The 12,231-nt window shown below is 46.3% G+C and carries 13 protein-coding genes; 1 reads left to right on the plus strand and 12 read right to left on the minus strand.

Features of this window, described 5'->3' with window-relative positions:
* Positions 1-57 precede the first annotated feature (57 nt).
* From ACVFI8_RS15605 to ACVFI8_RS15630, 6 genes are all read right to left on the minus strand, one after another.
* Positions 58-966, minus strand: coding sequence for a DMT family transporter (locus tag ACVFI8_RS15605; RefSeq protein ID WP_457871856.1), 909 nt, complete (start codon positions 964-966; stop codon positions 58-60).
* Positions 967-1,114: 148 nt separating this feature from the next.
* Entirely contained in the window at positions 1,115-1,750 is a 636-nt protein-coding gene (locus ACVFI8_RS15610; protein ID WP_248712664.1) for a GTP cyclohydrolase II, read from the minus strand.
* A gap of 110 nt (positions 1,751-1,860) precedes the next feature.
* Positions 1,861-3,018 carry a BamA/TamA family outer membrane protein gene (locus ACVFI8_RS15615; protein WP_457871857.1) on the minus strand — a complete coding sequence of 386 codons (1,158 nt, stop codon included), beginning with the start codon at positions 3,016-3,018 and terminating at the stop codon, positions 1,861-1,863.
* Positions 3,015-4,328, minus strand: coding sequence for a DUF4056 domain-containing protein (locus ACVFI8_RS15620; protein ID WP_248712662.1), 1,314 nt, complete (start codon positions 4,326-4,328; stop codon positions 3,015-3,017). The genes ACVFI8_RS15615 and ACVFI8_RS15620 overlap by 4 nt, the downstream gene beginning before the upstream one ends.
* Positions 4,325-5,254 (minus strand): alpha/beta fold hydrolase, encoded by a 930-nt coding sequence (locus tag ACVFI8_RS15625; RefSeq protein ID WP_457871859.1) that lies wholly within the window; start codon positions 5,252-5,254, stop codon positions 4,325-4,327. The genes ACVFI8_RS15620 and ACVFI8_RS15625 overlap by 4 nt, the downstream gene beginning before the upstream one ends.
* Positions 5,254-6,114 (minus strand): virulence protein, encoded by an 861-nt coding sequence (locus tag ACVFI8_RS15630; RefSeq protein ID WP_457871860.1) that lies wholly within the window; start codon positions 6,112-6,114, stop codon positions 5,254-5,256. The genes ACVFI8_RS15625 and ACVFI8_RS15630 overlap by 1 nt, the downstream gene beginning before the upstream one ends.
* A gap of 309 nt (positions 6,115-6,423) precedes the next feature.
* Here ACVFI8_RS15630 and ACVFI8_RS15635 point away from each other — a divergent pair, with 309 nt between their 5' ends.
* On the plus strand, positions 6,424-7,326 hold the full coding sequence (locus tag ACVFI8_RS15635) for a helix-turn-helix transcriptional regulator (protein WP_457871862.1): 903 nt from the start codon (positions 6,424-6,426) through the stop codon (positions 7,324-7,326).
* A 10-nt stretch (positions 7,327-7,336) separates the two neighbouring features.
* Here ACVFI8_RS15635 and ACVFI8_RS15640 read toward each other — a convergent pair whose 3' ends face one another.
* The 6 genes from ACVFI8_RS15640 to ACVFI8_RS15665 all read right to left on the minus strand — a co-directional run bounded on the left by ACVFI8_RS15640 (position 7,337) and on the right by ACVFI8_RS15665 (position 12,104).
* Positions 7,337-8,119, minus strand: a complete 783-nt coding sequence (locus ACVFI8_RS15640) for a heme ABC transporter ATP-binding protein (protein ID WP_457871864.1) — start codon at positions 8,117-8,119, stop codon at positions 7,337-7,339.
* A gap of 8 nt (positions 8,120-8,127) precedes the next feature.
* Entirely contained in the window at positions 8,128-9,192 is a 1,065-nt protein-coding gene (locus ACVFI8_RS15645) for a FecCD family ABC transporter permease (protein WP_371923080.1), read from the minus strand.
* 115 nt (positions 9,193-9,307) lie between these two features.
* Positions 9,308-10,162: a heme/hemin ABC transporter substrate-binding protein gene (locus ACVFI8_RS15650; RefSeq protein ID WP_457871867.1), complete on the minus strand. Its 855-nt coding sequence runs from the start codon at positions 10,160-10,162 to the stop codon at positions 9,308-9,310.
* Complete coding sequence (locus ACVFI8_RS15655) at positions 10,155-10,592, minus strand: ExbD/TolR family protein (RefSeq protein WP_457871869.1); 438 nt, start codon at positions 10,590-10,592, stop codon at positions 10,155-10,157. Before ACVFI8_RS15655 ends, ACVFI8_RS15650 begins: the two co-directional genes overlap by 8 nt.
* Positions 10,589-11,329: a MotA/TolQ/ExbB proton channel family protein gene (locus ACVFI8_RS15660; RefSeq protein ID WP_248712655.1), complete on the minus strand. Its 741-nt coding sequence runs from the start codon at positions 11,327-11,329 to the stop codon at positions 10,589-10,591. Before ACVFI8_RS15660 ends, ACVFI8_RS15655 begins: the two co-directional genes overlap by 4 nt.
* A gap of 4 nt (positions 11,330-11,333) precedes the next feature.
* Positions 11,334-12,104, minus strand: coding sequence for a TonB family protein (locus ACVFI8_RS15665; protein ID WP_457871871.1), 771 nt, complete (start codon positions 12,102-12,104; stop codon positions 11,334-11,336).
* Positions 12,105-12,231 lie beyond the last annotated feature (127 nt).

Consider the following 12,231-nt stretch of genomic DNA (forward strand, 5'->3'; position numbering starts at 1 on the left):
AGAGAAGGCGTTGAAATCACCGCAAACACGCCGTTTTATACCGGTTTGCGGAAGGGATTAGCTTGAACTCGTGTGTTTGGCTGTCCATCGGCGGAATGGATTGCCTTTAGTAAATACCAGTAAGTTACCGAGCAGTACTGTGGCCACACCGCTTAATGCCAAAGGTGTCCATTGATAGCCTTCAAAAATAGTCGATAAACCTAAAGCCACGACCGGGAACAGCACGGTAGCATAAGCGGCTTTTTGCGGCCCCAAACGGCCAACTAAAATAAGGTAAAAACTAAACCCGAGTACCGAGCCCACAAGGGCTAAGTAGATTAAGCTTCCTAGGTAAAGAGGGGCGCTGCTGAAAGCGAAATTTTCACCACTAAGTAGTCCCCACAACAGTAACAGTGCTGCCCCGTAGGCCATTCCGTAACCGTTTACTGATAAGACCGACAACCCCTGTTTTTGCTGCTTGGCTGACAACATGTTACCCAGTGAGAAACAGTAAGTACCCGCTAGGGCCATCAATAAACCCAATAATTGTTGACCAGCGGTATCACTTTGCCGCATATCAGGATAGAACAGCATTACGATACCGATAATGCCAATCGCTCCGCCACTTAACAAACGTAAACTGGGGCGCTGGCGATGAAACAGCCAGCTGTTTGCCATGTTCATAATGGTAGCGATAGAAAAAATAATAGAGATTAAGCCGCTAGGAATGTACTGTGCAGCATGGTAGAACAGCATAAAATTACAACTAAATAAGCACAGACCGAGCAATAAACAACTGAGATGTTGCTTCAAATTAAGCTGCTGTAAGCGGCCACTTAACTTCAAAAAAATCATTAATACCAGCGATGCCATTGCAAAACGATACATGATGGAGTTGGCAATAGGCACGTCGCCTATTTGATAGGCGATAGCCAACCAAGTTGTTCCCCAAATAAACACTGTGGCGAAATAGATAAAACCGATCATTGGTGAACCCCTCGTGAACGTAAATTTCGAATATGACGAAAAATACAGTGTCTCAAGGCTTGGTAAAAAAATATTTTAGAATGTTGCTGTGAGAGTGGTTTTTTTACAGATAACTGCGTTTATTTACCTAGCTCGGAGGAGCATGCTGCTAAGGCGCTACTATATCTTTAGTTAGTTTTAGACGGTGCTTACCGCGGCTGGCTTTGGTTTGTAGGTAGTAGTGGTTGTCTACCTTACGATATACCCCAGTACTTTCTACTTCGCTAACGGTAATGCCATTTTCTTCTAGCGCGGTTTGTTTACGCGGGTTATTACTGAGTAATTTAAGCTGAGCGACTCCCATGGCTTTGAGCATTTGCGCCGCTTCGCTAAAGTCACGTAAGTCGTCATCAAAGCCTAGCTGGTTATTCGCCGCGTAGGTGTCTATGCCTTTAATCTGTAATTGATAGGCGTCGAGTTTGTTGTATAAACCAATGCCACGGCCCTCTTGGCGCATATAGAGGATAATACCGCCTTGCTCGGCCATCTTTTCAATCGCTTCGTTGAGTTGCTCGCCACAATCACAACGTGAAGAGCCAAAGACGTCACCGGTTAAACACTCAGAGTGAATGCGAACCAATGGCGTAGCTTGTTGGCTATCGGCATTTTTAAAAACTAAAGCCACATGTTCTTTTTCGCTGTTTAGGTCGATAAACGAGAGCATTTCAGCGGGAATATCACTACGTCTGCCCACTTGAAAGGGCACTCGAGTACGAATGCTGCTAGTTTTTGTTGGTTGCGTCATCAATGGGCTCCATTACTACTGCCTATGGCGAGGGCGAAGTGTATAAATTCATTGTACCAAATGCAAAGCATTCCTAAGTGGAAAACTCGACAATCAGTAAGCCGATTTTATCAGAACGCCTCATCAACATTAAAATAGAAGCCACTCTCTCCGTCGCCAAAGCCCATATCTAAGCGTAAATTAACGCGGCTTTTCACTTCAAAGCGGTAACCTAATCCTACATTTGGAAGAATTTCATCACTGCTAAACTGGCTTAGTTGTGGCGCAATGGCTCCCGCTCCTAGCCAAAATACCATGCCATGGCGGCCCGGTAAGTCCCACCGGTATTCAGCTTGGCTCATTACCATTTGTTTATCGCGATAGCGGCCTGTTGTATAGCCGCGTAAAGCCGACCCCCCGCCTACGGTCGATAACATGTGCCACGGGGTGTCGCCATAGGTAAAGCGACTTTTAAATTGCCAAGCTAGCAAGCTGTCTCTGGGGCCAAGTTGTAGGTATTCACTGTAATTAAAACTCAGCGTTTGAAAATTGTCGCTGCTGCCAATGCTGGGGTGATAAAGCCCTAGGTCAAGTTGTAATAGTCGACCTTCATAGGGGTTTCGTACCACGTCGCGAGTATCGAAGTTAGCTTGGAAGCTTGCGCCCACGGCACTGGAACTGTCGTCTAGTAGGGAGCTATCCACCAAGCTTTCGCCATCATCTATATCGCTGGCCTTGGCATAGCTAAGGTCAAAGCCTGCGCCAATAAAGGCTGATTCAGATACTCGCTTTAGCAGCATCGGTCGCAGCGAGAGTTGGCGGTGATCAAAATTGACCCGGTTATCGTCTTGGCGATTTTGTTGGTAACCGATACCGTAATAGACATCGGGCGCATCGGCGATTTCTGCATCCACATAGACACGCCATTGGTCTTCTTTTAGAAAGCTGCGGTTATCGATGACCACACCTACAGAGCCATTCACTGAGGCAAACCCATTAATCACCAAAGACGATGTTTGGCTAACGGTATCTTGCTCGTCAATTTGATATAAACCAATCGCAGAGATCCCCACACCTAAAGACATTTCAGGATTGTAAAAAGGCCCCGGCAACACGCTAAAATCGATAGCTTTAGTATTATCAAAACCGCCATCTGCACCTAGGTTTTCAAGAATATTGTCCACCCAACTAGCTTGGCTGGTATCATCTTGCGGGTTCGATGCTGACTGATTGGCAAAGGTATTCAGGCTGAATAATAAGCTTAAGGCAAGGCCATATTTTTTTGTCATTGATGGCTAGTCTTACCAGAAATATGATTCTGTAGTTCTATTTCATCTTGTTGTTGATTGTACTGGCTAATTTCTATGAATTGCTGATTGCTGAAGCCATTTTGCCATAGCTGAGCAGGGATGTGCTCAAAATTGCCTTGAAAGTTTGGCGCCACCTCTAGCCATTGCTCGCTAACGTCAGCCAATTCAATACCGTGGATAATTGCAGGTAAGCTCAAGCTTAACATTGGAGCTTGCTGCTCATACAATGGCGCCAATAGCGGCCAATTTTCATCCTTGCTAGCCAATGTTTGTGGCACCAGATAAGGGACTTGTTGATAGTTTAAGAGGTAGTGGCGTTTTAACAGCATAAACTTATTAGGCAGAGGTTCTTCAGAGTCCCACCAAAGTCCATCCACAACGTCAAAAAAGGCGGTGGTTTGTTCTTTGGAGACGGGCTCTAGCAGTTCGATAGAGGCTTTCAACCAATGGGTCATGTGTTGGTTATACAACTCTTTATTCATGGTTAAGTTATTAATTACAAGGGCTAAGCCAATTTTTGCCCCCAACATATTAGAGTAAAGATCTTCAGGCGAGTAAGCCGATACCGCTTCCGACCAAGGTTTCCAACTACGATAGCCATGCCACTGGGCTATTTCATGGGCCTTAGCCATTGAAAAGGCCATTCGTGCGGCTAGTTGCGCCGCTAACTCCCAGCGCTGTTGCGGGGCTAAGTGCTCTATATCAAAGGCCTGAAAACGTAACTCTCTGGGGCCGATTTCTGGTGGCAACTCAATGCTAAAGGCTTCACCTAATTGTGGATAAATACGCTGAAATAAAGCAATGGTATTGTCAGCGGTATCGCGCACATGGGCTAAATCAATGAAGCCGCCACGTAGGGTGTAGATTTGACCGTTGTTCTCACTATTGCGGCGAGCATTGGGTTCGCCTCGTTGAAAGCTCCATGTTCCAGCTTCATAGGCATGAGGACCAATATCATCTACCGAGAGGGTGTTGGCGTAACGAAATAAGGGCACTTCTAAGCTACCGACTTTCACTTTTTGGTGATCGCCAAAAGCGCAGCAAGGGCGCACGTCTTCAGGCATACGAGCCAAACTAAATTGTTCGGGTATTTGCTCGGTAAGCAGCGCCATATCAGGCAGTTCATCTAACGCGCTGGCCACTGCCTGTTCGCTAGGGCGGCTGCGGGTCTGCCAATCTTTAGATGAGCACGATGCTAGCAACACGGTGATAAGGATAATGCCACCAATACGGGCTATGGGGCTGCTGTTTGGCTTTCTAATGCCACAATTTGAAATAGTCTTCATCATTGAATAAACAACTCGATTGCTTGGCTAACGGTATCGGGATATTCGTTGCTAATATTATGGGGAGCATCAGGAATAATCACCATCGGGGCATGTAAGTAGCGTGATAATTGCTTGCCTTGTTCAAGTGTAAACACTTGGTCGTTCTCTCCCCACACTAATAAGACTGGAGGCATATCTTCTGGCTTGACTTGTTGGCTTAAGGTATCGCGGTAACTCGGTAAACTATCGATTAACTGGCGTTTTTGCGGCTGCCAAGGGGCAAAGTAACGTTGATAAATTTGCTCATCTATCGCGTGTGGCAGAGGTGGGAAACGGGTAAATACCCCTTCAAATAAGCGGCGCATTTGCAGGCGGTTTTCAGGTACAAAAATATCTGCGGGTTGCTCAACGCTAAAGCGTTGGCTGAGCTCGGCTAAGTCTTGGTCACTAATAAACGTACCGGGGCTGGATAATATCACCGCTTTCTGAATGTTTTGCTGATTAGCCATCATGTCATAGGCGACTAAGCCACCGTATGAAATACCGACTAAATGGTAGTGTTCAACTCTAAGCTGGCTAAGTAGCTGGTTAACGGCCGCTCGCTGGGTGGTGATGTTTGCAGGGCCATGGCTAACGGAATCACCAAACCATGCGAGGTCTGGTGCTATCACCTGGTAATGCTGGCTGAGCGCTAACATCATCGGTAACCACGTGGTGGTGGCTGTGCCGCCAAAACCATGCAGCATGACTAATGGTTGACCCTTTCCACCAATCCAGTAGCGTAATTGACCACCTTCAGATAATTGTATTTCGCTTTGAGTGAAATGCGCGTTGGTCAGTTGCGTATTATCTAACTGTTCTTTTACTGATAGAGCTGAGCAGCCAGTGATACTGAGTACTAATACTAAAGCCGCTGTCCATCGACTGAGCTGCAAACTACTATTCATTAGAATCGATACCCTAAACCAAGCATAAAGCTACTACGTTTACCAAAGCCCACTTCAACTAGGGCATCCATGTGTTCAGTAAGGGATACTTGGCCACCTAGTAAAGCATTCCACTTTTCTTCTAAATGTTGAGTCACTACAAATTTGCCACCAGACGGTAACGGCGGCGGCAAATTAATACCAATGTCATCGAGGTTACCGCTAAAGGTTTGCTCTACATTTTGGTACATGGCACCCGCCCAAATTTGAATATCACGACCTGAATGCTCAAACCTATAGCCAGCGCGGGGCGTAACGACAATCGAGCTTATTTCGCCATCAAGTATGTCAAGAGCGGTGTTGGTGTAGTTTACATCAAGCAAGGTAAACCAATTACCGACACCGCCAACTAAGGTGGTGCCAGCCCCGTAGGTTATACCGCTAAATTCTAAGCTAAAGTCGAACGGTTGGCCAATAGGTTTTCCGGCTAAGGCAAGCTGCACGTTGGCCACGCTGCTGCCCTTTGTTTGACCTAACACGCCATATACGTTCAAAAAAGGCAGCACCCATATATCACCACGTAGGGTGATAGTTTCAGATTCTTGTATGGCGTGACTACCGTTGATTGCTATTAAGTTATCGATGGCACCTAAACCGGAAAACGCCACATTATCGACGATTAATGGTTGTGACATGTTCATATAATTAATGCTAAACCCATAGGGTTTTGGTAGCTTATGTCCTAAGTCGATAGCCTCTTGGGCCCAGATAGGAAAGTACGCGTCGTATTGCTGATTGTTTAAATTAGTTTGTTCGACTTCTTCTGCAAAGCTGAAAAAGGACGTTAATAAAGCGGCAGCAGCAAAGTTTAATATCTTCATTTACAAGCTTGTCTCGGTAAATCGTTAGGTAAATATGTTAAGTCGCAGTCGCCCAAGCACCTTGTATGTAAGCAAGGTATTATCGTCCGTGGTTTGAAGGGGGGATACGTAGCAAAGAAATTTGTGCCTACGTATTACTCATACTCTAAAGGTCGCTAGAGTATTGCTCTTAAATTAATCGAAGCGGGATTATACCGAAAACCGCTGGTTAAATACTAGTAATTACTGAAATTCATATTTGCTCTGTCACTGCCAGTCGCGACTGTGCACGCCTAGTCAGCTAGCAAGGGGCAGCCATAAGGAGGTGGTATGCAATCTAATCATTCAAACCATCCGCTCATCCACAGCAGGCACGTTGTTGAACGCTTGAATCAGGCGCGTGCCGTATTACATAACAGTGTCAATTTGGGGCCGCAATTGGGTTTTGCTCGCTGGTCAAATTGTGACGATCGCACCTCTTACCTTAAACCTGAACACCATACTCTAAGTGTCTATGTCAGCGGAGGGTATAACACTAAGCGGCTGCAGGGTAAGCAACAGATCGCCGGTGGTGCACCGGGTAAGTTGTGCTTAATGCCAGCAGGTCACGAGTCCCACTGGCAAGTTGATGGAGCGCTGGGGTTTGTTCACCTGTATTTTTCTGACGATGATTTAAGCCGCAGTATTGAACATAATTGGGATAAAAATGCAGCAGATTTAAATTTGCGAGACCTCACTTTTATTGATGACCAAGCGGTAAACAGTTTAATTCAGCAGTGGCTCATTAAGCTGAATTGGCAAGATGATGGCGACCGTTTAGCTTTAGATCAAATTAGTCAGCTATTGCTGGGCCATATCGCTAAACAGTACTTAGATAAAAACCTGCCAAGTTTGGCCATTGGTGGTTTAGCACCATTTCAGCTACAACGCTGTAAAGACTATATTGAAGCGCATTTGGCTGACAACATCAGCTTACACCAATTGGCTCAGCTGGTGGACTTGAGTGACTATCATTTTGCTCGAATGTTTAAGCAAAGCAGCGGTTATAGCCCTCATCAGTATTTAAGTATCCGTCGAATAGACTATGCGAAGCAATTGCTAGGCAAACCTGCACTGAGTTTGACTGAGATTGCTTATCACGTGGGCTTTTCTTCACAGGCTCACTTTAGCGCGCGTTTTAAGCAATTAACCGGCTTTAGTCCCAAGGCTTACCGTAATAATGAGCGGGGTTAAGCTTAAAGGCTTAAATAATCACTGGGAAGTCTTGTTCTGGGTGGCGTAAAATTTGTGCGTCATAATCAAAAACATGGTTAATATTAGCTTGCGTGAGTACTTGCTCTGGCTTGCCATCGGCACATATTTCGCCTTGTTTAAGCAGTATAATTCGTTGGCAATAACGCGAGGCCAAATTTAAGTCGTGAACCACACTTATTACTGTAGCGCCCTGTTGGCTTAATTGAGACGCATGTTCCATTAATACTTGCTGGTGGTTTAAATCAAGCGCACTGGTAGGCTCGTCTAACAACAAAATTTGCTGTTCAATGGGCGTTGTGGCCAGTTGTGCCGTCACGCGAGCATAGTGCACCCGTTGTTTCTCGCCCCCCGACAGTTGGGGGTAGGGCGTATCACGGTAATGCCAAATGTCCATCAAGTCTAGTTGCTGCTTAATCACGTGTTGCTGCTGCTGATAGCTCAAACTGCTGTTGATTAAACCCAGCGCCACCACTTCACTAACACTAAAAGCAAAACTTAGCTCTGAACTTTGTGGTAACACTGCTAAGTGGCGACTCAGCGCTGGTTTGTTCCAGGCTTCACGTGGCTGGCCAAGTATGTCTATTACGCCAGCATGTTGCGTTCTGTCACCGCAAATCAGTTTTAATAAAGAGCTTTTCCCCGCACCATTGGCACCCAACAAGGCGGTATGTTGGCCTGCGCTAAAACTGACAGAGAGTTGTTTAAAAAGCCGCTTCATCCCTAGCTGTAGATCAATATTTGTTAGCTGAACACTATTCATTGAATTTGTCATGTTAATCCTTAGGCTATTCGTTGGCGTTGCTGCAGCAGCAAGAAGATGAAAAACGGCGCGCCAACTAGCGCAGTGACAATGCCTACAGGTAGCTCGGCTGGGCTAATAACCAAACGGGAAATAATGTCAGCTAGCAATAATAAAGCGGCGCCAAGCAGAGCGCTGAAAGGAATCAGCCGCTGGTGATTTGGGCCCATTAGCATGCGAACTAAATGGGGGACCACTAAACCCACAAAGCCAATTAAGCCTGATACGGATACGGCAATACCCACTCCTAGTGCAGTGAAAAAAATAAGCTGACTTTTTAATTGCTGAACTTGAATGCCGAGGTGACCTGCTTCGGCTTCTCCAAGCAATAGTGCATTTAAGGCCTTAGCTTTGCGCATAAATACCACACACAGCACCGCTAAGGTGGCAAAAGCCAAAATGATGTTGCTCCAAGTGGCCCCTGCTAATGAGCCCATTTGCCATAGGCTTAAATCGCGTAGCATTTGGTCATTGGCTAAATAACTTAACAGGCCAATGCCTGCGCCTGACAAAGCGCCAACGGCAATACCTGCGAGTAGCATCATGACTACTGATGTGCCATTGGGGGTGGTGCCTAATCGGTATACCAATATGGTAGTGATGAAGCCACCAAGAAAAGCAAATAAAGGCACCGCAAGTGTATTGATCAGCTCTGGAAGTTGAATGTTCAGCATGCTTAATAACACAATGGCTATCGCAGCACCGGCGGCGCTGCCGCTCGATACACCAATGATGCCTGGGTCGGCTAAGGGGTTACGAAACAAGCCCTGCATTACCGCACCGCACATGGCTAAAATAGCGCCTACGGCAATGCACAATAAAGTACGTGGTAAGCGAATACCGGTGACCACGAGTTGGTAATGCGCTGGCGCATCACTGTGCAGCTCAAAGGGCAATAAAGCCGCTAAAGCGTCGCTTACCGGGATACTCATGGGTCCTTGAGTTACCGACAGCAGCGCGGTAGCAAGCAGCAACAGTAACGCCACTGGCATCAGCCAAACTGAAAATGCTGAACCTGGAGAAGAATTTTGAGAAAACAGAGACATCAATACAACCTACTAAAACACTAACATGAGCTTTACTCAGACTAGAGGTAATCTTTATTGAGTAACAATGGCTTGCAGCCATTGTTACTCGTTAAGGGCATCAAGCTGACAAGAGCTATTGTAAACGCTGGGTCAGTCGCACCGCTTCATCTATGCTTGCCAAGCCTAAGCCACCAATTAGTGCATGTCCATCAATAGCATAGATAGCTTTAGATTTTCCAGCGGGCGTTGCAGCTAATACCGGAAAACTCTTTAATACCCCAGCGATGCCACCTAACTTATCTAAGCTGCGTTGGCTGAAAAGCAATAGTTCAGGCTGTAAGGATAAAATCGCTTCCTCGGATAAAGGCTTGTAGCTATTAATGTGAGGCTTGGCTAAGTTTACTGCGCCGGCGAGCTCAATAATACTATTGGCGGTAGTTTGGTCGCCAGCGGCAAGCATTTTCTTTGCATCATGGCTAATAAAAAACAGGGTCTTAACCGCCTTGGCTGAAGCTGCTTGGTGTTCGAGCTGCGTGAGTTGTTCGGCGAGGTTTACTTGCAATGCTTGGCCTTGTTGCGGGTGCCCCATTAAGTTCGCTAACTGATCTATGCGCTGCTTGAGACTAGCAATACTAGATTGGCTATTTAGCTTGTGTACTGCAATACCGGCTTGCTCTAACTGAGCAATACTACTGTCGGGTCCGATATCCTCACTCCCTATGACGGCGTCAGGATTCAGTGCCAATAGTCCTTCGGCGCTGAGTTGGCGGTGGTAGCCTACTACTGGCAGTGCTGAGCCATTAGGTAATTGGCTGGTGGAGTCTACAGCGACTAGCTGCTGCTGGGCATCTAAAGCAATGATGATTTCGGTAATGTTAGCGCCTGCACTGATCACGCGGCTTAAGGGCTTTGCATCTAATGTGCTACTGAACAACAAAGCGAAGCCGACCATAGCGGATCCGAGCGGCGAGAGTAGGGGCTTATTCATGGTTTTTTTCCATTAAAATTTGGGTTGTTTCAATATTGAGTTGGTGCAATAACTCAAGCATTTTTAATAAATGCTCTACCGGTACCTGGCGTTCACTGGCTAAGCTGACACTGGGTTTTTGCTCCTCGGCAGTGCCCGGCTTGTGAACCTGTTGGTTTAGCGCTACCTCAAATTGTTTAAAGCTCTGATAGCGTTGTTCGCCTAGCCCCCAAATAGGGTTCCCTTGAAATAAGCTCAGTTGGATCTGCGCAGGTTCAGTGGCTAAACGGGTTTGGCCCCGCTCAGAAGGGGGTAAGCTCATATCCATTTGATAGACACGATTGTTGGCCGTTAACAATAAAAATACTAATACAATGAAGATGATATCCAGCAAGGCGGTTAAATCAGGCACCATGCTAAAGCTGCCATGCTGTTCTTCTAAGCGAATCATACCGACGCTTGCTCCAGGCTAGGGGTTAGCGCAGCGCTAGGCTGAAAAGCTGACAGAGTGCGAGCGTCGTCAGCTAAGGTATTTACCCCTTCTAGCATCAAGTTAGCTTGGTTAATCATGGTTTCTAGTTCATGAATAATGCGTTCTTTCCATAGGCTTAAACCATGAGCAAAAGCTAAAGCGGGAACTGTCACCAACAGGCCTGCGGCGGTTGTGTACATGGCGGTGCCTAAGCCTTGCGATAGCATGGCAGGGTTTACCGCTTGTTCACTGCTCGCTAAAGCATCAAACATTTCAATCAGTCCTAACACGGTGCCTAGTAAACCAAGCAAGGGGCTAATCAGGGCCAAAATGTGTAGCGCTTTTATCCCACGAGCTAGCTTTTGTTGTTGCTGACGTAACCACACCGCTGCAATCTCTTCGCGTAGTGATTTAGCTTGGTTTTTATGCACCAGCAGTAAGCAAATCGCTTTTCGAGCCAAGCAGCGAGAGCGAGAAAAGCAGGGGGCGTTCTTTGAGCAAGGTGACTGCTTGTTAGCGAGTAAATGGGTGGCTTGGCTTAACCAGTTTCGCTGATGGTTAGAGATATGCACAACTGCTAGCGTTACGATGCGTTCGACAATAATTGCGCAAGCCAATATGGAGCAAAATACAATTGGCCAGCGTAAATCACCAAGTTGCTCGGCTGTAATAATGTTGCTTACAGCGGAAAGCTGCTCAGAAGATAAAATTTGCATAGGGTTAACTCAGTTTAAATTTAATGGGAATAAGCGCACGTGAAGCTTGCGCTTGGCCTTCTACGATCAGTGCTTTGAAACGCCATTTTTGCACTGCTTTGAGCGCGGCTTTATCAAGGCTTTTAACCCCTGAGCTGCTCGATATTTGCTGCTTGGTTTGCTGCCCTTTTTGGTCAATCCAAACTTCAACTAATACCGTTCCTTCTAAGCCTCGCTTTTTGGCTAGACGTGGGTAGATGGGAGCAGCAGGGGGCTGAGAAAATCTTGGTTGGCTATTCAGGCGAGGAACTTGCGATAAACCCTGTTCAGATTGAGGTTTGCTATCAAGTTGGCTTACTGATGCGTTTACAGCTTGCTCTTCAGTGATAGGCTGGCGCTTATCATCAGGCTTTGTTGCAGGCTTAATGGGGTCTGGCTGCGCCTTTTCTGTTTGTTGCGTTGGCGTCGATTGAGATTGGGCAAGCTGCGAGTCGCTGTTTGGTTGGTCAGTTGGCTTTTCACTGTTCTCTTCCTTCGATTTTTTTGGCGCTTCAGTCAACTTCTCAGAACGAGGCTTAGTGGCTGATTTTGTTTTAACAGCAGCCGTCTCAGGCTTAATTTCTGTGGGCTCAGGGCTAGCCGTTGCCACTGAAGTATTGATTGCCATTACTGCTATACTTGGTGCAGATGCCTGCCCCCCAGAGCTTGGGCTAAATACCTCGTGTTTAGGTTGCTTAGATATAACGTAGCCATGAATAGCGGCTGAAATCAGCACGGCCAAGCTAAGCTTCCTCATTCTTCACCCTTACACATTAATGCTAAAAACAGGCCTTAGAATAATCGTAAATCCAAACTTTGTAAATACAAATGATAATGATTTGCATTTGGTGTTTTGGTCGGTTAAGGTAATCTCAAGTTAAGTA

This window comes from Agarivorans sp. MS3-6 (assembly GCF_054112545.1).

Bases quoted from the DNA above. Each gene is read 5' to 3' on its own strand.
- ACVFI8_RS15605 (WP_457871856.1), bottom strand. From the start codon at position 966: ATGATCGGTTTTATCTATTTCGCCACAGTGTTTATTTGGGGAACAACT.
- ACVFI8_RS15610 (WP_248712664.1), bottom strand. From the start codon at position 1,750: ATGACGCAACCAACAAAAACTAGCAGCATTCGTACTCGAGTGCCCTTT.
- ACVFI8_RS15615 (WP_457871857.1), bottom strand. From the start codon at position 3,018: ATGACAAAAAAATATGGCCTTGCCTTAAGCTTATTATTCAGCCTGAAT.
- ACVFI8_RS15620 (WP_248712662.1), bottom strand. From the start codon at position 4,328: ATGATGAAGACTATTTCAAATTGTGGCATTAGAAAGCCAAACAGCAGC.
- ACVFI8_RS15625 (WP_457871859.1), bottom strand. From the start codon at position 5,254: ATGAATAGTAGTTTGCAGCTCAGTCGATGGACAGCGGCTTTAGTATTA.
- ACVFI8_RS15630 (WP_457871860.1), bottom strand. From the start codon at position 6,114: ATGAAGATATTAAACTTTGCTGCTGCCGCTTTATTAACGTCCTTTTTC.
- ACVFI8_RS15635 (WP_457871862.1), top strand. From the start codon at position 6,424: ATGCAATCTAATCATTCAAACCATCCGCTCATCCACAGCAGGCACGTT.
- ACVFI8_RS15640 (WP_457871864.1), bottom strand. From the start codon at position 8,119: ATGACAAATTCAATGAATAGTGTTCAGCTAACAAATATTGATCTACAG.
- ACVFI8_RS15645 (WP_371923080.1), bottom strand. From the start codon at position 9,192: ATGTCTCTGTTTTCTCAAAATTCTTCTCCAGGTTCAGCATTTTCAGTT.
- ACVFI8_RS15650 (WP_457871867.1), bottom strand. From the start codon at position 10,162: ATGAATAAGCCCCTACTCTCGCCGCTCGGATCCGCTATGGTCGGCTTC.
- ACVFI8_RS15655 (WP_457871869.1), bottom strand. From the start codon at position 10,592: ATGATTCGCTTAGAAGAACAGCATGGCAGCTTTAGCATGGTGCCTGAT.
- ACVFI8_RS15660 (WP_248712655.1), bottom strand. From the start codon at position 11,329: ATGCAAATTTTATCTTCTGAGCAGCTTTCCGCTGTAAGCAACATTATT.
- ACVFI8_RS15665 (WP_457871871.1), bottom strand. From the start codon at position 12,104: ATGAGGAAGCTTAGCTTGGCCGTGCTGATTTCAGCCGCTATTCATGGC.